We start from the raw sequence: 20,439 nt of genomic DNA, 5'->3' as shown, positions 1-20,439 counted from the left end.
ATGGCCGGGCCAACCTTCGGGATAGGGTCAGCCGCGGTAGGCCACCAGGATGGCCCCCACGGCGATGAAGGCCACGCCCAGCCAGTTGGGCAGGCTGAGGCGTTCCCCCAGGAACAGCACGCCGAACAGGGCCACCAGCACCACGCTCATCTTGTCGATGGGGGCCACCCGCGCCGCCTCCCCCATCTTCAGGGCGCGGAAATAGCACAGCCAGGATCCGCCGGTGGCCAGGCCCGACAGCACCAGGAACAGATAGCTGCGGCCCGAGACGCCGGCCGGCGACTGCCACTGCCCGGTGATGGGCAGCAAGGCCGCGATGGCCAGCAGGATGACGATGGTTCGCACCAGGGTGGCGAAGTCAGAATTCACCCCCGCCACCCCCACCTTGGCCAGGATGGCGGTCATGGCCGCGAACACGGCCGACAGCACGGCCCACATCTGCCAGGTCAGCACGGGGGTATTCATGAAAGCACCTTTCAAAGCCGTTTCCATCCTGCCATGACCTGTCAGGGCTAGCCGCTAAAGTTCACGTTAGCGGGCAATTGGAAAACGAAGGAAAAACAATGGCGCACGATCCCAAACACCTGGCATCCATCATGGCGGTCGCGACACCCGACCTGGAACTGGCGTTCAAGCCCATGTTCGGCGGCATCATGGCCTATGCGGGCGCCAAGCCCTTCGCCTCCTTGTCCGACGTGGGGCTGGCGCTGAAGCTGGCGGGGGCGGACCATGCGGCCCTGCTGGCCCTGCCCGGCGCCAAGGCCTTGCAATACGACCCCAGCCAGCCGGTCAGCAAGACCTACGTCGTGGTACCCGACGCCATGCTGGATGAGGCCCCGGCCTTGCGCGACTGGATCATCCGCGCCGCAGACGCCGTGACCAGGGCGGAGGCCAGGAAGGCGGCGAAGAAAATGGCATGACGGGTGCGCCATAATCCTCCGCAAAATCGGAAACACTTCCCGCATCTGCATGGTTGACGGGGGCGCGCCAGGGCTGTTAGTCCCAGCGCAACGCGACATGGCTGCCCGCGGCCGGCCTTGACCTAAAAAACAGTCCCTGGCCCGCGGCCCGGGGGCGGATGTAACGCGTCCGCAAACGGCACCCTTTCCCGCGATGGCGAGGGCGGCACCGGACGCCATCGGGGAAACACCCATGTTCGATATCGCCAGCGTTGATTACACCGAGTCCACGGCCCCGGCCGAATTCGTCCGGTCCATGCATGAGACCGGCTTCGCCGTGCTGCGCAACCACCCCATCGATCCGGCGCTGATCCAGCGCGTCTACGCCGAATGGGCCGCGTTCTTCGCGTCCGAGACCAAGATGGATCACCTGTTCTCGCCCGAGACGCAGGACGGCTATTTCCCCTTCCGCTCGGAAAACGCCAAGGGCAGCCCCCTCAAGGACCTGAAGGAGTTCTATCACGTCTATCCCAACCGGCCGCTGCCGGCGGGCGTGAAGGAGGCGACGGAGGCCATGTACGCGGCCCTGATCGCGCTGGGCGCCGACCTGCTCGGCTGGATCCAAACGCACAGCCCGACACCCGTGGCGACCCAATTCTCCGTGCCCCTGCCCGCCATGATGGACGGCAGCACGCAGAGCCTGTTCCGCGTGCTGCACTACCCGCCGCTGGCCGAGGGGTTCGAGCCCGGGGCCGTGCGCGCGGCGGCGCATGAGGACATCAACCTGATCACCCTGCTGGTGACGGGCAGCGAGCCCGGGCTGCAGGCCAAGGACACCGCCGGCAACTGGCACGCCGTGCCCTGTGACGCCGGCATGATCGCCGTCAACGGCGGCGACATGCTGAAGGAGGCGTCGGGCGGTTATTTCCCGGCGACCACCCACCGTGTCGTCAACCCGCCGCCGGAGCACAATGTCTCGCGCTATTCCATGCCCATGTTCCTGCACCCCCGGCCGGACGTGCGCCTTAGTGCCGCCTACACCGCCGGTGAGTACCTGGACCAGCGGCTGCGTGAGATCGGCCTGAAGAAGTAATTGGCCCGCCGAAGCGTCGGGGCGGGTGGCCCCGGCGTGCGGGTTCGGTATAAGGAAGGGGGGCCGCTTGGGGCCCCCCTTTCGCATTTCCGGGACAGCCTCATGACCGACCATTCCGCAGCCGCCCCCATTGAACGCCTGCTGGGCATCATGGCCCGCCTGCGCGACCCCAACGGCGGCTGCCCCTGGGATCTGGAGCAGGACTTCCCCACCATCGCCCCCCACACCATCGAGGAAGCGTACGAGGTGGCGGACGCCATCCAGCTGGGCGACATGGGCGCCCTGAAGGAGGAATTGGGCGACCTGCTGTTCCAGGTGGTGTTCTACGCCCAGATGGCCAGCGAGCGCGGCCTGTGGAACTTCGCCGACGTGGTCGGCACCCTGAACGACAAGATGGTGCGCCGCCATCCCCATGTGTTCGGGGAGCAGCCGGACGAGGTGGCCGACGCCGTGGACCAGGTGCAGCGCTGGGAGACCCAGAAGGCGGGCGAGCGCGCCGCCAAGGCCGCCGCCAGCGGCGCCAAGGCGTCGGCCCTGGAAGGCGTCATCACCGGCCTGCCCGCATTGACCCGCGCCGTGAAGCTGCAGAAGCGGGCCGCCCGCGTCGGCTTCGACTGGACCCAGGCCAAGGAGATCCTGGACAAGATCGAGGAGGAGATCGGCGAGTTGCGGGTGGAGATGGAGCACGCGGTGCCGGAACAGGCCCGCATGCAGGATGAGCTGGGCGACCTGACCTTCGCCCTGGCCAATCTGGCCCGCCATCTCGACATCGATCCCGAGACCGCGCTGCGCGGCACCAACGCCAAGTTCGAACGCCGCTTCCGCCAAATTGAAGCCTGGCTGGCCGAGGAAGGCCGCGGGCCGGCGGAAGCCACCCTGGACGAGATGGAGGCCCTTTGGCAGAAGGCCAAGGGGCTGGAGCGCACCGGCGGCTGACGGCCGCCACTTCATTCAAAACACGACCAAAACCAAGGAGGCAGTTGCCATGAGTTACGCCCCGCCCCATGTCCCCGCCATCGCCCTGATCTCCGGCGCCACCGGCGCCTTCGGCAGCGCCTTCGCCCGCCGTTTCGCGGCCTTGGGCACCCGCCTGGTGCTGGCCGGCCGCAACCCGGAAAAGCTGAAGGCCCTGGCCGACAGCCTGGACGTGCCCACCCATACCCTGTCGTTCGACGTGCGCGACCGCAAGGCGATGGAGGCGGCGGTGGCCAGCATCCCGGCCGACTTCGCCGACATCGACCTGCTGATCAACAACGCCGGCCTGGCCCTGGGCCAGGATCCCGCCCAGAAGTCCAACCTGGATGACTGGGAGATCATGGTCGACACCAACGACAAGGCGCTGGCCATCATGACCGGCCTGATCCTGCCGGGCATGGTGGAACGCGGCCGCGGCCACATCATCAACCTCAGTTCCACCGCCGGCAGCTACCCCTATCCCGGCGGCCACGTCTATTGCGCGTCCAAGGCCTTCGTCACCCAGTTCAGCCTCAGCATCCGCGCCGACCTACAAGGTACCGGCGTGCGCGTCACCTCGGTGGAACCGGGCATGGTGGAGACGGACTTCAGCCTGGTGCGCTTCAAGGGTGACGCCGAGAAGGCCCGCAAGGTCTACGCCGACACCACGCCCCTGACGGCGGAGGACGTGGCGGAATCGGTGTTCTGGTGCGCCACCCTGCCGCCGCACTTCAACGTCAACCGGGTGGAGATCATGCCCACCGTCCAGGCCCCGGCCGGCCTGGCCATCCATCGCTTTAAGAAGGACTGACGGGCGGTGTCGCGTTGGACAGGGCGTTCCAGTCCGGCGCGTTGGCCGCCGCCAGATGTTGCAGGAAAAAGCCGTACTGGCGGCGCAGCATGTAGCGGATGGGACCGGTGGAGCGGCCGACGGAATGGCCCTCCCCCGGTGCCACCACCAGGTCGAAGGTCTTGTCGGCCTTGATCAGGGCGTTGACCACCTGGGCGGTGGAGGCCGGGTCCACGTTCTCATCCTGCTCGCCCACCACCAGGGCCACCTGGCCCTTCAGGCGCCAGGCGTTATCGACGTTGGATGACCGGGCGTAGCTCTCATCCACTGGCCAGCCCATCCACTGTTCATTCCAGCTGATCTTGTCCATGCGGTTGTCATGGCAGCCGGCGTAGCAGAACGCCGCCTTGTAGAAATCCGGCTGGAACAGCAGCGCCGCCAGAGAGCTTTGACCGCCGGCCGACCCGCCATAGATGCCGACACGGCTGATGTCCAGCTGCGGGTACTGGGCGGATGCCGCCTGCCACCACTTGATGCGGTCGGGGAAGCCTGAGTCCTTCAGGTTCTTCCAGCAGACGTCGTGGAAGGCCTTGGACCGGTTCATGGTGCCCATGCCGTCGATCTGGGCGACGATGAAGCCCATCTCCGCCTGGGCCTGCATGCCGATGACCTTGTCGCCGCCGGAATGGTAGCCGAAGGGCCAGAAGGTCTTGGGCACGAAGCTGTCGTGCGGGCCGGCGTAGATGTTCTCGATCACCGGATAGCGGCGGCTGGGGTCGAAACCCAGGGGGCGGACGATGACGCCCCAGATATCCGCCTTGCCGTCGCGGCCCTTGGCCTTGAACACCTCCGGCGGGCGGAACCCGGCCGCCAGCAGGCGGGTGATGTCGCCCTGCTCCACCACCGCCACCAGCGACCGGTCGGCCACGCGGCGCAGTTCCATGACCGGCGCCTGGTCGGTTCGGGAATAGAGGTCGATGTAGAATTTCAGGTCCGGCGACAGCGCCACGTCATGATAGGCGTCGGCCGTGGTCAGCGGCACCAGGTTGCGGCCGTCGAAATCGACGCGGTAGTGGTGCAGCAGGTAGGGGTCCTCCCCCGGGCGCATGCCGCTGGCGGCGAAATAGATCTGGCGCTTGTCGTCATCCACCTTGGCGACGTGGCGCACCACCCACTCACCCTTGGTGATCTGGGTCTTCACCTTGCCCGTGCGGCCGTCGAACAGGTACAGGTGGCACCAGCCGTCGCGTTCCGACAGCCAGATGACCTCCGCCCCGCCGTCCTTCACATCGTGGCGGAAACGGCGTTCGTTGTTGACGAAGGTCTCGGCCGTCTCGGTGATGACGGCGCGCGCGGCGCCAGTGGCGGCGTCGATTTCGATCAGCCGCACCATCTGGTGGCCGCGCCGGGTGTACTCGAACGTCACCGTGGCGCTGTCGGCCCGCCACTGGAAATCCGACATCAGGTAGGTGTTGGGGAACAGGGCGTCGCCCACCACCATCTGCCGCGCGGGTGCGACGTGGAACAGCACCGGCTGTTCCAGATCAACGGCATCGCCCGGCTTGGGATACAGTTGCACCCGCATTTCCGGCTGGATCTGGTCCTTGGGCGAGGACAGCACCCGGTGCACCTCCCGCCGATAGCCGGGGCGCACGCGGTAGGCGATCAGCTTGGCCGAGTCCGGCGACCAGGCGATGGTCTCCGGATCATAGAAATCACCCTCGCTGCCGTCGGTGCTGAGGATGGTCAGCGCCGCTTCACTCACCCGGCGGGCCACGAGGTTGTAATTCTGGACGAAGGCCTCCCACTTGCCATCGGGGGACTTCTTCGGGCTGTTGTCGGCCGGGATGGCCAGGTCGCGCACGACGCCGAAGCCGCGCGGCTGGCGCCCATCATCGGACTTGTCCCGGGTGCAGCTGTAATCCGACAGGTGGCAGGTCCAGGACACCTCATCCCACTCGAACGCCAGGGTCTGGCCGTCGTCACTGAGGTGCACGCCGCTGAACGGCAGGTTCAGGCCGGTGTAGCTCTCCCCCGTCGCCTTGCTCAATTCGGCGGCCAGGCGCTCATGGTCGAAGGCCGGGCGCTTTTCCAGGGTGGCGGCGTCGGCCATGGTGAACTGGAAGCCGCCCGGCACCGTCTTGCGGTAGTGAAAGCGCCCCGCCCCGTCCCAACTGGCGGGCCAGGCCACATTCTCCGTCAGGCCGATCCAGCGCTCACGCAAGGACAGCGCGCGGTCGTAATCCGCCGCCGTCGGCTGGGGCCCCGCCGCCGGCATGGAACCGGGGCCAGCGCCGACGGGCAACGCCACGCCGCTCGCCTCAGCCACGCCGGCCCCCGCACCACTGGCGGCATGGGCCACCGCGGCGGCGGCAGGCAGGGCGGCAAGGAAGGAACGACGGCGCATAGGATGGCTCCCCAGATCAAGGCAGCCATCATTACGGATTTATACAATATACAATTCAAGTGGTTTCTTGAGCGGTGCGCCAATCCAGCGCGCGCACGAAGGCCGCCGGTTCATCCACATACAGCCCGACCATCGTCGTCCTCACCTCCGCCCGCAGGAAGCGCCGGCAGGTCAGTGGCCGCCGCAGGGTCAGCACCACATTGGGTGCCACCAGACGACTGAGGTTGGCGGGCGAACGCTTAGGCACCGCGTCAGCGGCCACGCGCACCGCCTGGATATCGGCATAAGGGATGGTCCGGTCGACCAGCAGGCCGAAACGCACGCGCACGGCACGCGGCCCCAGCAGCACCGGCCGCTGCCGTAGGCTTTTCATCAGGCCCAGGGTGTAGACCAGGGCCAGGTCACCCAGCACAAACAGCGCGGTGGCGGCCGTGCGGTGATGCAGCCCCACCACCACGTCGGTCACCGCCATCTCCATCACCTGCACGGCGATGAAGCCGCCCAGCAGGGGATAAAGCTCACGATGGCAGGTATGGGCCTGGTGCCCCGCCGGCACGTCGGGCGCCCCGCCCCAGCGGAACAGCGCCAGATGCAGCAGCGACACCTCCGCCACCACCAGGCGCGCCAAGGGTTGGGGAATGAGGCAGGACAGCGCCGCCGTAATGCGTGCCTTTCGGTCGCCCCCCGCCCCGGCCCAAGCCGCCCGCGCGCCCATCAGCCCCCAGGCGACATGGGCGCCGACCAGCAGGGCGAGCGCCGCCACGGCCCAGGGCATATCCACCAGGATGGTGCGCAACGGCGGCGTCATGCCGGCAACCGCCGCGACGGCGCCCAGCGCCATTCCCGCAAGCGCGGCACGGGCGGCAACCACCCGCCCCTGGCCCCGCATCGCCAAGACCTGCGCCGATGCCAGGCTGTCCATGGCGATCCAGAGGAACAGCGCCGCCGCCAGGCGCGGATGCTCGGCCATCCAGGGCGTGCGTACCGCCAGTCCCGCCAGGGCCATCAGGAAAAACGGCCCGAGGCGTAGGGCCAGATCAGGTGGGGACCGGGCGAAAGTCAGCGGCATGGTGATCGCTCCCGTTCAGGAATGGGCCCAGAGTATCAGTACCTGACGCCATCCAGATTGGAAGAAAGCACGGCGCTGCATTGGTTCGGAAACTTGTGGTAGCCTAAAAGACAGGAGGTGCCGCCATGGGCAAGCACGCATCAGTCAACCTCGACCAGTACTTTGCCAAGTTCGTCGAAGAGCAGATCAACGAAGGCCGCTACAAAGACGCTGATGACGTCGTTCGGGCTGGGCTGCGTCTGCTGGAAGAGCAGGAAACCAAGCTCGCCGCCCTTCGACAGGCCCTTGTCGAAGGTGAGGAAAGCGGCCCCGCGACGGACTTCGACTTCGATACTTTCATTGCCCGGAAACAAGCCGGCGCAGCCTCGGCACGATGACGGGCCGCTTTCGCCTCACCCCCCGGGCACAAATCGACTTGGACCGTATCTGGCAAGACACGGAAACCCGCTGGGGAACGGAACAAGCGTTACGATATGTTCGGCAAATCCAGCATCACGTGGAAGCGATTGCCGCGCACCCTCATCTTGGTCGCGCCTGTAATGATGTAAAGCCGGGCTACCATAAATTTGCATCCGGTTCGCACCTTCTATTCTATAGGCGAACCAAAGACGGAATCGATATCATCCGCAGCCGTCACGCATCGAACAGCGCGCTGTGCAGTTCCCGCCAGCTCACCGCGTCCGGCGCCATCATCAGGCCGCCATCGCGGTCGATGGGGCGATAGGGCGTGTCGTCCAGCTTGGCGGCATAGCCGCCGGCCTCGGTGAACAGGAACGATCCGGCGGCATGATCCCAGGGCTTGATCATCCGGTTCAGGCTGAAGTGCGACTGGGCGGTCAGCAGGTCCAGGTAATCGTGGGCGGAACAGCGCTGGGTGTAGGCCTCGGCCACTAGGGTGCGGCGCTGGGTCAGCTGGCGGCGCATGTCGCCATCGAAGAAGCGGATGTTGGCGATGCCGCGCATCTGGGCAACGGGCACCGGCGGCAGGGCGACGCAGCGTTCGCCCGCCGCCTCGACATCGGCCCCCACCAGCCAGGCGCCCTGCCCCTTCAGACCGCGCACCGTGCGGCCGCCCACGGCGTCGTGGATCCAGCCGCCCACTGTGTGCCCGCCCACCGACAGGGCGACGATGACGCCGAAGCGGGGATTGCCGGCCACGAAATTGGCGGTGCCGTCGATGGGATCGACGATCCAGACGGGCTGGTCACCAGCCAAGCGGTCCAGCACGCCGGCGTCGGCGGCGACCGCTTCCTCACCCACCACGGTGCTGCCGGGCAGCAGGGCGGTCAACTGGGCGGTCAGGGCACGTTCGGAGGCCTCATCCGCCACGGTCACCAGGTCGCCCGGCCCCTTTTCCCGGATGTCCCCGCTTTCCAGGTGGCGGAAACGGGGCAGGATCTCCACCCGCGCCACAGCACGGATGACGGCATCGACGGCGGCGGCATCGACAACGGGGGCAGCGGGCAGGCTCGCAAACGGGCTCATTGGGGGCACAGCTATGGTTGGCGGCGGCATTGGGCCCCCTAGGAATAGAATCCTTGGCGCCAACCATAAAGTGAATAATACCGGCGGCACGAGACAGTGGCTCGTGCCGCCGGAGGCCGGCGACGGCCGGCCCCGGAGCGAGTACCGAAGGGCGGAGCGAGGAAGCCCAAGCCAGCGGATGCTGGCGCCCGGCGCGTGAGGGGACCTTTGATCGCTTAAGATCAAAGGCCGCGCGTATGATCCACAAAGAAAAAAGGGACCGCCCTTTGGGGGCGATCCCTTCTTCCTCAAAGGCCAGGAAAGCTGGGCTGTCCTGGGGGCAAGGGCTTAGAAGCCCATACCACCCATGCCGCCCATGCCACCCATCCCGCCCATGCCGCCGCCTTCCGGCATGGCCGGCTTGGGCTCGGGCCGGTCGGCGACCATGGCTTCGGTGGTGATCAGCAGGCCGGAGACGGAGGCCGCATGCTGCAGGGCGGTGCGCACGACCTTGGTGGGGTCGATGACGCCGAACGCGAACATGTCGCCGAACTCACCGGTCTGGGCGTTGTAGCCGAAGCCGGCGTCGCCGTTGTCCAGCAACTTGCCGACGACGATGGAACCATCGACACCGGCGTTGAAGGCGATCTGACGCACCGGGGCCTGCAAGGCCTTGCGGACGATGTCGATGCCCACGCGCTGCTCGTCATTGACCGGCTTCAGGCCGGCCAGGACGCGGGTGGCACGCAGCAGGGCGGTGCCGCCGCCGGCGACCACGCCCTCTTCCACCGCGGCGCGGGTGGCGTGCATGGCGTCGTCAACGCGGTCCTTGCGTTCCTTCACCTCGACCTCGGTGGCACCACCGACGCGGATGACGGCAACGCCGCCCGCCAGCTTCGCCAGACGCTCCTGCAGCTTCTCACGGTCGTAGTCGGAGGAGGTCTCCTCGATCTGCGACTTGATCTGGCCGATGCGCGCCTCGATGTCGGCCTTGGCGCCGATACCGTCCACAATCGTGGTCGCGTCCTTCGTGATCACCACCTTCTTGGCGGTACCCAGCATGTCCAGCGACACGTTCTCAAGCTTGATGCCCAGGTCTTCAGAGATGACCTGGCCGCCCGTCAGGATGGCCATGTCTTCCAGCATCGCCTTGCGGCGGTCGCCGAAGCCCGGGGCCTTCACGGCGGCGATCTTCAGGCCGCCGCGCAGCTTGTTCACCACCAGCGTGGCCAGCGCCTCGCCTTCCACGTCTTCCGACACGATCAGCAGCGGACGGCTGGACTGCACCACGGCTTCCAGCACCGGCAGCAGGGCCTGCAGGCCCGACAGCTTCTTCTCGTGCAGCAGGATGTAGGGGCTGTCCAGCTCGACCGTCATCTTGTCGGCGTTGGTCACGAAGTACGGCGACAGGTAGCCGCGGTCGAACTGCATGCCCTCGACGACTTCCAGCTCGGTGTCGAAGCCCTTGGCCTCTTCAACCGTGATGACGCCTTCCTTGCCGACCTTGTCCATCGCCTTGGCGATCATCTCGCCAATCTCGGTCTCGCCGTTGGCGGAGATGGTGCCGACCTGGGCGATCTCACCGGTGGTGGAGACCTTGCGGGACTGGCCCTTCAGGTCTTCCACGATGGCGGTGACGGCGACGTCGATGCCGCGCTTCACGTCCATCGGGTTCATGCCGGCGGCCACGGCCTTCACGCCCTCGCGCACGATGGCCTGGGCCAGCACGGTGGCGGTGGTGGTGCCGTCACCGGCGACGTCGTTGGTCTTCGAGGCCACTTCGCGCACCATCTGGGCGCCCATGTTCTCGAACTTGTCGGCCAGCTCGATCTCCTTGGCGACGCTGACGCCGTCCTTGGTGATGCGCGGCGCGCCGTAGCTCTTGTCCAGGACCACGTTGCGGCCCTTGGGGCCCAGGGTCACCTTCACGGCGTCGGCCAGGATGTCCACGCCGCGCACCATGCGGTCGCGGGCATCCGTGTTGAACTTCACGTCCTTGGCAGCCATTTTCCTAATTCCTTTTTCGTATTCCCTCAGGCGCCGGGCGGGCCCATCCGGGCCCTGGGCTTATCCTCGATTTCCGGTCCGCTGACGCTTCCCAGAAACCTCCGGCGCCCGCAGTCGCGGGCTAGGGCATGAGGTTTTCCTCATGCCGCTACTATTCTTATTCGAGAATACCGAGCAGGTCGGACTCGCGCATGATCAGCACGTCCTTGCCGTCGATCTTGGCTTCCGTGCCGGACCACTTGCCGTACAGCACCTTGTCGCCGGCCTTGACGCTCAGGGCGACGATCTCGCCCTTCTCGTTGCGGGCGCCGCTGCCCACGGCCAGGACTTCACCCTGCTGGGGCTTTTCCTTGACGGTGTCGGGGATGAGGATGCCGCCGGGGGTCTTCTGATCCTGCTCGATGGGCCGGATCACCACACGGTCGTGCAGGGGCCTGAAACTCATTTGACGAACCTCCACAAATAGCGCCGGGCCCTTTATTCGGCGGACCCGGCGACGGGTGGGCCGCACCTTACTCCAGCGCCCCGATCCCCTGGAAGCACGGATACGGGCGCAGGCGGCATAGGCCATCCCCCATCCCGCCCCTACAAATCGGCGAAAGAGTTCCTAGCAAGCCCCCGACGCCATCATTCCGGAATCGGAATGATCATATCCGTCCCAAGAAAAACGGGGCCTGACCGTGTGCCGGCCAGGCCCCGCTTCCATAAATCAACCCGATCGGGATCAGGACGCGTGCTGCGCCGCCGCAACCGGACGTTCCGCCACCGATGGGGTTTCCACCAGCGGATAGTCCGGATAACGGTCGCGGAAGCGGGCCACGTCCGCCGGCTCCAGCGCCACCGTCAGGTGGGCATTGTCGTCGTCGTCATCCCGTTCCACCACCTCGCCCTTGGCGTGCAGCCAGGCGAGTGCTGCCCCATCGGCGAAGGGCACGCTGGCCCGCACGACATCGCGGCCCGCCACCATGCGGCGGTCCAGGATGTTGCACAGGCTTTCCAGCCCCTCGCCCGTCAGGGCCGACACGGCCACCAGGCCGTCCGGCCGGCGGGCCTGGCGCAGCAGGGTATCGCGGTCCAGCGGTGGCAACTTGTCGATCTTGTTCAAAACCTCCACCACGCGGGTGTCGGTCTCCGCCTCGATCCCCAATTCGCCCAGCACCGTTTCCACGTCCAGCTTCTGCGCTTCGCTGTCCGGATGGGCGGCATCGCGCACGTGCAGGATGATGTCGGCCGCCAGCACCTCTTCCAAGGTGGCGCGGAAGGCTTCCACCAGATGGTGGGGCAGGTCCGAGATGAAACCCACCGTGTCCGACAGGATGATCTTGCGTCCCGACGGCAGCACGATGGACCGCATGGTCGGATCCAGCGTGGCGAACAGCTGGTCCTTGGCGAACACGTCCGCCCGGGCCATGCGGTTGAACAGCGTGGACTTGCCGGCGTTGGTGTAGCCCACCAGCGCCACCACCGGGTAAGGCACGCGTTCGCGGGCCTTGCGGTGCAGGCCACGGGTGCGCCGCACCTCCTCCAGTTCCGCCTTCAGCTTGATGATCCGGTCGCCGATCAGGCGCCGATCCATTTCCAGCTGGCTTTCACCAGGGCCGCCCAGGAAGCCGAAGCCGCCGCGCTGGCGTTCCAAGTGGGTCCAGGACCTGACCAAGCGGGAGCGCTGATAGGTCAGCGCCGCCAGTTCCACCTGAAGCTGGCCTTCCCGGGTGCGCGCACGCGCCCCGAAAATCTCCAGGATCAGGCCGGTGCGGTCGATGACCTTGGTCTTGAGATCGCGTTCCAGGTTGCGCTGCTGGATGGGCGACAGGGCATGATCGACGACGACCAGGCCAATGCCCAGCTCATCGATCCGCTTGGCCGCCTCTTCCAGGAAACCGGCCCCCATCAGGGTCGCCGGCTTGGGCCGGGTGACGCGCACGCATTCGGCGGCCACCACCTCCAGCTCGATGGCGGCGGTCAAACCCACCGCCTCCTCCAACCGCGACTCCGGGCTGCGCCGGTCGTCGTGGTCCTCACGCAGGACAGGATGAACCACCAGGGCGCGGCGGGCGGATTTCTCCACCGGCGCCGCCCCGGCGTTCTCCGCATCGGAGAGGATATCGGGATGATCCGTCACAGGGTTCCCGCCCTCTCCGGCAACCGGCCGGTCCATGCCGGCCGACTGTTTACGAACATCAATCGTGGTCGCCTTCCTTGGCCGTCTCGAACAACTGGATGGGATGGGCCGGCATCACGGTCGAAATCGCATGCTTGTAAACCAGCTGCGAATGGGCATCGCGGCGCAGCAGCACCGAGAAATTGTCGAACCAGGTGATGATGCCTTGCAGCTTCACGCCGTTGACGAGGAAGACCGTAACCGGGGTCTTGTTCTTACGCACGTGGTTCAGAAACACGTCCTGAACGTTTTGCGATTTTTCGGACATTGCATGCCTCGCTTGATTATTGGGGCCCTCTAGGGAGCGCCCGGGATTGCCTTTTCGGCGGTTTATGGAACCGTGCGTATAAAGTGCCGGCGACCCCGGGAACATCCCCGGAGCGTCCGCCATCCTAGCACAGGAAATGATATGGGTTGCTAGAGCCCATCCACCAAGGTGCAAAGTTCGTCGCACCCGGTGAAGCGCCGGCGGGGCGGGAATGCGCTGAGCGCGCCCTCGCCATGGGGGGTGGCCCCCACCATCACCGGTACGCATCCCGTGCGGTGGGCGCACTCCATGTCGATGTCGGCATCGCCCACGAACCAGATGTCGGGCCCAGGCGCCAGGCCGGCCGGGGCCAGGGCCATCGTCACCGGCGCCGGATCGGGCTTGTCCGCCGCAGCGTCACCGGCCCCCACCAGGGCGCCGCACCAGCGGTCCCAGCCCAGCGCCTGGGCCTCCGCCCGCAGGAAACGGCCGGTCTTGTTGCTGACCACGCCGATATAGACGCCACGCGCGGCCAGGGCCTCCAGCAGCCGGGCGCCACCCGGCAGCGGGTCCAGGAAGTTCAGATGGTTCTGCTCGAAATGGGCATAGAAGATGTCGCGCGCCCGCTCCCACCCCGCGCCGAACAGCGCCGGGAAGGCGTCGCGCAGGCTCTGGCGCACGCGGGTATAGCTTTCCTCCAGCGTCCAGGTGGGCAGGTCGAAGGCCTCCAGCGCCGCGTTGGTGGCGGCATGGACGCAGCGCCAGTTGGTCACCAGCGTGTTGTCCCAGTCGAACAGCACCGCCTTGGGCAGGGTGAAGGCCGGCGCCTCCAGGGTATCGGTCACGGCCACGGTCACAGCTTTGTCACCGGGCCAAGGACGGGATCAGCCACGCCGACGTGGGCCAGGTAGGCCGCGCGGAGACGCTTGGCCAAAGCGCCCGGCACACCGTCACCCACCGGGCGGCCGTCGATGCGGGTCACCGGCACACAGAAGGTGCTGGCGCTGGACACGAAGGCCTCACGCGCCGTCAGGGCTTCCTCCACCGTGAAGCTACGTTCCTCGAAGGGAATGCCGGCGGCCTCGGCCTCAGCCAGCAACGACAGGCGGGTGATGCCGTTCAGGATGCGATGGCTGGCTGCCCGGGTGACCAGCACGCCGTCCTTGGTGACGATCCAGGCGTTGCTGGAGCAACCCTCCGTCACCGTGCCGTCGGGATCGACCTGCCAGGCCTCGAACGCGCCCGCCTCGGCCGCCTGCTGCTTGCCCAGCACCTGGGGCAGCAGGGCGACGGACTTGATATCGCGCCGGGCCCACCGGATGTCGGGGATGGTGATGACCGACACGCCCTTTTCCAGATGCTGCGGCGCGCTGAACTTGGTGGAGCGGCAGGTGACCACCAGGGTGGGGGCCGGGTCCGCCGGGAAGCGGAAATCGCGCGGCGCCTCACCCCGGGTGATCTGGATGTAGACCAGGCCGTTGCGCACGCGGTTGCGCCGCGCCACCTCGCGCAGGACGAAGCGCAGGCTCATGGGATGCATGGGCCAGGGCAGGTCCAGTTCGTTGAGGGAGCGGGACAGGCGGGCCAGATGCCCGTCCTCATCGGCGAAGACGCCGTTGACGATGGACACCACCTCATAGACGCCGTCGGCGAACTGGAACCCCCGGTCCTCGATATGAACCCGGGCCTGCCCATGCGGCAGGTAGCGACCGTTGACATAGGCTGTCCGCGGCATGGAAGAACCTCACCTAAAGTCTCAAGAATTGGCAGAAGACGTTTTTAAATCAGTCTATTGCCGATCATTCCTCAAGTTTTCCATCACCGCGCTCATTGCCATGCACGCCCAGCGACTTCAGCTTGCGGTGCAGGGCCGAGCGCTCCATGCCCACGAAGGACGCGGTGCGGGAAATGTTGCCGCCAAAACGGGTAACCTGGGCCAGCAGGTACTCACGCTCGAACACCTCGCGGGCGTCGCGCAGCGGCAGGGACATGATCTCCCCACCCTTTTCCCAGCGCAGCACCGTGGGCGTGATGGAGCCGATCTCCGGCGGCAGCATGTCGGCGCGGATAGGTTCATCTGGGTCGCCCGGCACCATGATCAGCAGCCAGTCCATGACGTTGCGCAGCTGGCGCACGTTGCCCGGCCATTCATAGGCCTGCAAGGCGGCCATCGCGTCCTCCCCCAGGATGCGCTGCGGCAGGCCCGACGCGGTGGCGGAGCGTTGCAGGAAATAACGCGCCAGCAGGGGTATATCCTCCCGCCGCTCCCGCAGGGCCGGCACCTTCAGCGGCACCACCGCCAGGCGGTAGTACAAATCCTGGCGGAACTGCCCGGCCTCGATCTCTGCGGCCAGGTCGCGGTTGGTGCTGGCGATGACGCGGACGTCCACCTCCACCCGCGTGCTGCCGCCCACGCGCTCGAACGTCTGTTCCTGCAACACGCGGACGATCTTGCCCTGGGTTTCCAGCGGCATGTCCGCCACCTCATCCAGGAACAGGGTGCCGCCGTGTGCCTGCTCGAAGGTGCCGACCTTGCGGCCGGCGCCATCGATGGGATGCTCCGTCCCGAACAGTTCCACCTCCAGCCGGTCGGGCCGCATGGTGGCGCAGTTCAGCGCCACGAAGGGGCCGTCGGCGCGGCGGGAATGTTCATGGATGATGCGGGCCACGATTTCCTTGCCGCTGCCCGGCGGGCCGCTGACCAGGACGCGGCTGCCGGTGGGCGACACCTTGTCCAGCGACTGGCGCAACTGGTTGACCAGCAGGGAGCGGCCGATCAGTTCCACCTCGCCGCCGGCGCGTAGGCGCAGTTCGCGATTCTCGCGGCGCAGGCGGGCCGCCTCGACGGCGCGCTCCACCAGCAGCAGCAGACGGTCGGACTTGAACGGCTTCTCGATGAAGTCGTAGGCGCCCTTCTTCAGGGCCGCCACGGCGGTCTCGATGGTGCCGTGGCCGCTGATCATGACGATGGGCACGTCCGGATGGTCGCGCTTCATCTCATCCAGGATCTGCAGGCCGTCAAGGCGGCTGCCCTGTAGCCAGATGTCCAGGATGATCAGGCTGGGCCGGCGGGCGGCGACGGCGGCCAGGGCCTGGTCGGCGTCCGCCGCCTCCCGGGTCTTCATGCCCTCGTCTTCCAGGATGCCGGCGATCAGCATCCGGATATCGGCCTCGTCATCGACGATCAGAATGTCATGCGCCATAGTCAAACGCCTTCAAGGTCAAAGCCTTCGGGGCAAAAGCCCCCTCAGTCGAACGCTCACGCGTTGTTGCCGGCCAGCAGCACCGGCGTGGTGGAACCCCCACCATCCCCCTCCTGCGGGGCCGGTGCCTGGACCAGCGGCAGGATCAGGGTGACCCGGGCACCGCCCCCGGGGTTGTCATCCAGCCCCAGGCTGCCGCCGTGGTCTTCCAGGATCTTCTTCACGATGGCCAAGCCCAGGCCCGTGCCCTTGGCCCGGGTGGTGACGTAGGGCTCGGTCAAGCGGTCCCGCCCTTCATGCGGCAGGCCCTTGCCGTTGTCGGCGATGGTCAGGACGACATGGTCCTCCACGCCTTCCAGCTTCAGGGTGATGTGGCCCGGCGCGGAATCACGGCCGTTGGCCGCATCTTCCTCCGTCCGGCCCTCGATCGCCTCCATCGCGTTCTTCAGCAGGTTGGTCAGCGCCTGGGAGATCTGGCGGCTGTCGCATTCCACCTCGATGCGATCAGGCGGCAACAGGCTTTCGAACTTGATGCCGGTCTGGGCCGTCGCTTGCAGGAACACGGCCTGGCGGCACAGTTCCTGGATGTTCTGCGGCTTCATCACCGGCGTCGGCATGCGGGCGAAGGCCGAAAACTCATCCACCATGCGGCCGATGTCATCGACATGGCGCACGATGGTGTCGGTCATGGCCTTGAAGGTTTCCGGATCGCTCTGGATTTCCTTCAGGTACTTGCGGCGCAGGCGTTCGGCCGATAGCTGGATGGGGGTCAGCGGGTTCTTGATCTCATGCGCGATGCGGCGGGCCACGTCGGCCCAGGCGGCCTTGCGCTGTGCCGACAGCAGTTCCGACACGTCGTCGAAGGTGATGACGAAACCGCGGATGCCGTTGCCCGACGTGTCGGCGGCCACGCGCACCAGCAGGGTGCGCTGGCTGTTGCCGCGCCGGATCTGCACCTGCGCCTCCACCAGGCGTGACGGCCGGCGGCGGATGGCGTTCATCAGCTCTTCCAGTTCCGGCACCACCGCCAGGATGTCCCGGCCGGTCATCCCGTGCAGGTCCGGAATGTCCAGCAGCAGGGCGGCTGACTGGTTGGGCAGGTTGATGAAGCCCTGTTCGTCCAGGCCGATGACGCCGGCGGACACGCCGGCCAGCACCGCCTCGGTGAAGCGGCGGCGCAAATCCAGCTGACGGTTGGCCTCCACCAGGTCGCTGCGCTGCGACGACAGCTGGCTGGTCATGCGGTTGAAGGCGCGGCTGAGGGAGGTCAGCTCATCCTCCGGCCCCGGCAGGACCTCCGGCACCCGAGCCGTCAGGTCGCCGGTGCGGATGCGTTCCGCCGCGTTGATCAGGGCGCTGATGGGCGTGATCAGAGAGTTGGCGAAGTTCAGGCCGGCCCAGATGGCCACCATCAGCAGCAGCAGCGACACGATGATGAAGATCAGCGTCATCTGGGTCTGCAACCCGAAACGCTGGCCCTCCAACTCGGTGTACTCATGCACGGCCGTCTGGGCGGAGGTCAGGTGTTCCATCACCTTGGCCTCCACCGGGCGGCCCAGCAGCAGGAAGATGTCGAAGTCGGGATCCAGGCGGATCAGCGCCGTGACGCGCTTGTCCTGCTCATTGAACTCGACGTCCACGTCGCCCTTGCGCGCGTTCTCCATCCGCTCCTTGGGGAAGGCGTCCAGTTGGAAGACGGAACCCAGGGTATAGCTGCCGTATTGCCGCCCCTGCCCGTCGAAGATCACCGCCTCGGTGAACGAGCGCTGGAACGACTCGTTGCGCAGGAAGGAATAGAGGTACAGCGGGTCCAGCGTGATCAGCGGCCCCAGGCGGAACAGGTCGTTGGCCACCCAGGAGGCGTCGTTGCGGATGGCGACCTTGTGCTCATCCAGATAGGCCCGGGCGACCACCAGGCTTTCATTGACCGCCGTGCGCACCCGGTCGCTGAACCAGGACTGGACACCCAGATAGAAGAAAAAGGCGGAGAACGTCGCCATGACGATGGCGGGCAGCACGGCCAGCAGGCTGAACACCGCCACCAGCCGCACATGCAGGCGGGATCCGGCCAGGCCGCGCCGCCGCTCGATCCACAGGCCGACGATGCGCCGGGCCATCAGGGCCAGCAGCATCAGCAGCAGGGCGCCGTCCAGGGTCAGCAACAGGCTGACCGTATTGGCATTGTTGCCGAAGGGGGGCTGCTGGGTCAGGGCGGCGTAGGTCGCGAAGCCCGACAGCACGGCGGCGATGGCCACGGCCACGGCCAGCTTGTTGCCCAGGCCATAACGCGACGCCCACACATAGAGGCGGCGCCACCAGCTGTCGCGCGGCGCCTGCGGGGGCAGCGGCGTCAACAGTGCCGGAGGGGCCGTCGTCATGACGCCGCTCCACCAGACACCACGCCGGGGGGCGCCGGATCGGTACGAAAATCGATGACCGCGAAGAAGGCGAAACGATGCACGGTTCCTGCCAGGCCGGTGGTTCGCGCGGCATTTCACCACCCCTTCCCAGGCCCCGCGAAGGAACCTGATCAGGGGCGATGCCGGGCAGACATCCCACCGAACGACGACGCCCCGCGAACGAGGCAAACGCCGCCCGGATAAGGGTCATGTGGCCCGGGCGCCCACCTCTGTTACCAGAATGCCACGTGGGATACCAGCCATCCATCCACCTGTCGGACGGCTAATTTCCGCCTGCTACTTAAGGCCGCGGACCACCTGGATATCCAGGTCCCTGATTTTCTTGCGCAGGGTGTTGCGGTTCAATCCCAGCATGTGCGCCGCCTTGATCTGGTTGCCGCGCGTGGCGATCAACGACAGCGACAGCAAGGGCCGCTCCACCTCGCGCAACACGCGGTCGTACAGGCCAGCGGCCGGCACGCCGTCCTTGTGGGCGGCGAAATAGTCCTTCAGGTGGCGTTCGACGGCGGCCCCCAGGCCTTCGTTCTGCGGTTCCTCCGCCGGGGCGGCGGCGGGCGCGAAATCGGCCAGTTCCTGCTCAATGACGTCAATGCCGATGACTTCCTGGGTGTACAGGGCGGCCAGGCGCCGCACCATGTTCTCCAGCTCACGCACGTTGCCGGGCCAGCGGTGGCGGCGCAGCCGTTCCAGCGCCGCGTTGTCCATGCTTTTCAGCGGCAGGCCCTGCTGGTGCACCAAGCCGAAGAAATGACGGGCCAGCGCCGGGATATCCTCCGTCCGCTCCCGCAGCGGCGGCAGGCGGATGGGCACCACGTTCAGGCGATAGAACAGATCCTCGCGGAACTGGCCCTGGCGGATCAGGGTGCGCAGGTCGCGGTGGGTGGCGGCGACGATGCGTACGTCCGTCTTGATGGGCGTACGGCCGCCGACGGTGGTGTACTCCCCCTCCTGCAGCACGCGCAGCAGACGGGTCTGGGCATCCAGCGGCATGTCGCCGATCTCATCCAGGAACAGGGTGCCGCCCTGCGCCTGCTCGAACCGGCCGGTGGAGCGCATGGTGGCACCGGTGAAGGCGCCCTTCTCATGGCCGAACAGCTCGGACTCGATCAGTTCGCGCGGGATGGCGGCCATGTTGACCGCCAGGAAGGGGCCGTTGCGCCGCTTGCCGTAATCGTGCAGGGCACGGGCCACCAGTTCCTTGCCGGTGCCCGACTCGCCGGTGATCATCACCGTCAGGTCCGTGCCCATCAGGCGGGCCAGCACCCGGTAGATTTCCTGCATGGCCGCCGACCGGCCGATGAGGGGCAACGCCTCCTCCTCCGCCTGCGGGGCGGTGGCAGCATTGGCCGGCGTGGGCTGGGGCGCGGACAGGGCGCGTTCCACCATGCCCATCAGATCCTTCAGGTCGAAGGGCTTGGGCAGATAGTCGAAGGCGCCGCGTTCCGCCGCCTTCACGGCCGTCAGCAGGGTGTTCTGCGCGCTCATGACGATGACGCGCAGCTCAGGCCGCAGCTTCTTGATGCGCGGCAGCAGGTCCAGGCCGTTCTCATCCGGCATCACCACGTCGGTGATGACCAGATCCCCCTCCCCATCCTGGACCCAGCGCCACAGGGTCGCGGCGTTGCCGGTCACCCGCACGTCATGCCCCAGGCGCAACAGGGCCTGGTTCAGGACGGTGCGGATGGCCCTGTCGTCGTCGGCGACAAGGATGGTGGATGGACCCAT

18 protein-coding genes are annotated in these 20,439 nt (G+C 66.9%); 5 read left to right on the top strand and 13 right to left on the bottom strand.

The annotated features are described in order from the left end of the window. Nucleotides 1-27: 27 nt before the first annotated feature. Entirely contained in the window at nt 28-465 is a 438-nt protein-coding gene (locus PW843_14455) for an EamA family transporter (GenBank protein ID MDE1147800.1), read from the bottom strand. A gap of 98 nt (nt 466-563) precedes the next feature. Between PW843_14455 and PW843_14450 the strand changes: the two genes are divergently transcribed. From PW843_14450 to PW843_14435, 4 genes are all read left to right on the top strand, one after another. After that, nucleotides 564-920 (top strand): TfoX/Sxy family protein, encoded by a 357-nt coding sequence (locus tag PW843_14450; protein ID MDE1147799.1) that lies wholly within the window; start codon nt 564-566, stop codon nt 918-920. A gap of 232 nt (nt 921-1,152) precedes the next feature. Then, nucleotides 1,153-1,992 (top strand): 2-oxoglutarate and iron-dependent oxygenase domain-containing protein, encoded by an 840-nt coding sequence (locus tag PW843_14445; GenBank protein ID MDE1147798.1) that lies wholly within the window; start codon nt 1,153-1,155, stop codon nt 1,990-1,992. Nucleotides 1,993-2,094: 102 nt separating this feature from the next. After that, complete coding sequence (gene mazG, locus PW843_14440) at nt 2,095-2,928, top strand: nucleoside triphosphate pyrophosphohydrolase (GenBank protein ID MDE1147797.1); 834 nt, start codon at nt 2,095-2,097, stop codon at nt 2,926-2,928. 49 nt (nt 2,929-2,977) lie between these two features. Then, nucleotides 2,978-3,757 carry an SDR family NAD(P)-dependent oxidoreductase gene (locus PW843_14435; GenBank protein ID MDE1147796.1) on the top strand — a complete coding sequence of 260 codons (780 nt, stop codon included), beginning with the start codon at nt 2,978-2,980 and terminating at the stop codon, nt 3,755-3,757. Here PW843_14435 and PW843_14430 read toward each other — a convergent pair. Together PW843_14430 and PW843_14425 are read right to left on the bottom strand one after the other, a co-directional pair. After that, nucleotides 3,744-6,143, bottom strand: a complete 2,400-nt coding sequence (locus tag PW843_14430) for a DPP IV N-terminal domain-containing protein (protein MDE1147795.1) — start codon at nt 6,141-6,143, stop codon at nt 3,744-3,746. The genes PW843_14435 and PW843_14430 overlap by 14 nt on opposite strands. Nucleotides 6,144-6,198: 55 nt before the next feature. Further along, nucleotides 6,199-7,212, bottom strand: a complete 1,014-nt coding sequence (locus PW843_14425) for a hypothetical protein (protein ID MDE1147794.1) — start codon at nt 7,210-7,212, stop codon at nt 6,199-6,201. Between the two features lie 125 nt (nt 7,213-7,337). On the opposite strand from PW843_14425, the gene PW843_14420 reads away from it, so the two are divergent. After that, nucleotides 7,338-7,589: a type II toxin-antitoxin system ParD family antitoxin gene (locus PW843_14420; protein ID MDE1147793.1), complete on the top strand. Its 252-nt coding sequence runs from the start codon at nt 7,338-7,340 to the stop codon at nt 7,587-7,589. A 256-nt stretch (nt 7,590-7,845) separates the two neighbouring features. On the opposite strand, the gene PW843_14415 is transcribed toward PW843_14420, so the two are convergent. The 10 genes from PW843_14415 to ntrC form a co-directional block, all read right to left on the bottom strand. Beyond that, nucleotides 7,846-8,697 carry an inositol monophosphatase gene (locus tag PW843_14415; protein MDE1147792.1) on the bottom strand — a complete coding sequence of 284 codons (852 nt, stop codon included), beginning with the start codon at nt 8,695-8,697 and terminating at the stop codon, nt 7,846-7,848. A gap of 327 nt (nt 8,698-9,024) precedes the next feature. After that, nucleotides 9,025-10,683: a chaperonin GroEL gene (gene groL, locus PW843_14410; protein MDE1147791.1), complete on the bottom strand. Its 1,659-nt coding sequence runs from the start codon at nt 10,681-10,683 to the stop codon at nt 9,025-9,027. Between the two features lie 157 nt (nt 10,684-10,840). Beyond that, complete coding sequence (locus PW843_14405; protein ID MDE1147790.1) at nt 10,841-11,128, bottom strand: co-chaperone GroES; 288 nt, start codon at nt 11,126-11,128, stop codon at nt 10,841-10,843. 279 nt (nt 11,129-11,407) lie between these two features. After that, nucleotides 11,408-12,724, bottom strand: a complete 1,317-nt coding sequence (gene hflX / locus PW843_14400) for a GTPase HflX (protein ID MDE1147789.1) — start codon at nt 12,722-12,724, stop codon at nt 11,408-11,410. A gap of 139 nt (nt 12,725-12,863) precedes the next feature. Beyond that, nucleotides 12,864-13,112 (bottom strand): RNA chaperone Hfq, encoded by a 249-nt coding sequence (hfq, locus tag PW843_14395; protein MDE1147788.1) that lies wholly within the window; start codon nt 13,110-13,112, stop codon nt 12,864-12,866. 149 nt (nt 13,113-13,261) lie between these two features. Continuing rightward, nucleotides 13,262-13,936 carry an HAD family hydrolase gene (locus tag PW843_14390; GenBank protein ID MDE1147787.1) on the bottom strand — a complete coding sequence of 225 codons (675 nt, stop codon included), beginning with the start codon at nt 13,934-13,936 and terminating at the stop codon, nt 13,262-13,264. A gap of 8 nt (nt 13,937-13,944) precedes the next feature. Beyond that, entirely contained in the window at nt 13,945-14,826 is an 882-nt protein-coding gene (locus PW843_14385) for a D-amino-acid transaminase (GenBank protein ID MDE1147786.1), read from the bottom strand. A 64-nt stretch (nt 14,827-14,890) separates the two neighbouring features. Then, on the bottom strand, nt 14,891-16,294 hold the full coding sequence (locus PW843_14380; GenBank protein ID MDE1147785.1) for a sigma-54 dependent transcriptional regulator: 1,404 nt from the start codon (nt 16,292-16,294) through the stop codon (nt 14,891-14,893). A gap of 56 nt (nt 16,295-16,350) precedes the next feature. Beyond that, the gene (locus tag PW843_14375) at nt 16,351-18,672 is read right to left on the bottom strand and encodes a PAS domain-containing sensor histidine kinase (protein ID MDE1147784.1); all 2,322 of its coding nucleotides are present in this window, start codon (nt 18,670-18,672) and stop codon (nt 16,351-16,353) included. Nucleotides 18,673-18,990: 318 nt separating this feature from the next. Next, nucleotides 18,991-20,439 (bottom strand): nitrogen regulation protein NR(I), encoded by a 1,449-nt coding sequence (ntrC, locus tag PW843_14370; GenBank protein ID MDE1147783.1) that lies wholly within the window; start codon nt 20,437-20,439, stop codon nt 18,991-18,993.

It is taken from the genome of Azospirillaceae bacterium (assembly GCA_028283825.1).
Classification (GTDB): Bacteria; Pseudomonadota; Alphaproteobacteria; order Azospirillales; family Azospirillaceae; genus Nitrospirillum.
This window is presented reverse-complemented; position numbering and strand designations above follow the sequence as displayed.

Coding starts and splice junctions, on each gene's coding strand:
- PW843_14455 (MDE1147800.1), bottom strand. CDS start 465: ATGAATACCCCCGTGCTGACCTGGCAGATGTGGGCCGTGCTGTCGGCC.
- PW843_14450 (MDE1147799.1), top strand. CDS start 564: ATGGCGCACGATCCCAAACACCTGGCATCCATCATGGCGGTCGCGACA.
- PW843_14445 (MDE1147798.1), top strand. CDS start 1,153: ATGTTCGATATCGCCAGCGTTGATTACACCGAGTCCACGGCCCCGGCC.
- mazG (MDE1147797.1), top strand. CDS start 2,095: ATGACCGACCATTCCGCAGCCGCCCCCATTGAACGCCTGCTGGGCATC.
- PW843_14435 (MDE1147796.1), top strand. CDS start 2,978: ATGAGTTACGCCCCGCCCCATGTCCCCGCCATCGCCCTGATCTCCGGC.
- PW843_14430 (MDE1147795.1), bottom strand. CDS start 6,143: ATGCGCCGTCGTTCCTTCCTTGCCGCCCTGCCTGCCGCCGCCGCGGTG.
- PW843_14425 (MDE1147794.1), bottom strand. CDS start 7,212: ATGCCGCTGACTTTCGCCCGGTCCCCACCTGATCTGGCCCTACGCCTC.
- PW843_14420 (MDE1147793.1), top strand. CDS start 7,338: ATGGGCAAGCACGCATCAGTCAACCTCGACCAGTACTTTGCCAAGTTC.
- PW843_14415 (MDE1147792.1), bottom strand. CDS start 8,697: ATGAGCCCGTTTGCGAGCCTGCCCGCTGCCCCCGTTGTCGATGCCGCC.
- groL (MDE1147791.1), bottom strand. CDS start 10,683: ATGGCTGCCAAGGACGTGAAGTTCAACACGGATGCCCGCGACCGCATG.
- PW843_14405 (MDE1147790.1), bottom strand. CDS start 11,128: ATGAGTTTCAGGCCCCTGCACGACCGTGTGGTGATCCGGCCCATCGAG.
- hfq (MDE1147788.1), bottom strand. CDS start 13,112: ATGTCCGAAAAATCGCAAAACGTTCAGGACGTGTTTCTGAACCACGTG.
- PW843_14385 (MDE1147786.1), bottom strand. CDS start 14,826: ATGCCGCGGACAGCCTATGTCAACGGTCGCTACCTGCCGCATGGGCAG.
- PW843_14380 (MDE1147785.1), bottom strand. CDS start 16,294: ATGGCGCATGACATTCTGATCGTCGATGACGAGGCCGATATCCGGATG.
- PW843_14375 (MDE1147784.1), bottom strand. CDS start 18,672: ATGACGACGGCCCCTCCGGCACTGTTGACGCCGCTGCCCCCGCAGGCG.
- ntrC (MDE1147783.1), bottom strand. CDS start 20,439: ATGGGTCCATCCACCATCCTTGTCGCCGACGACGACAGGGCCATCCGC.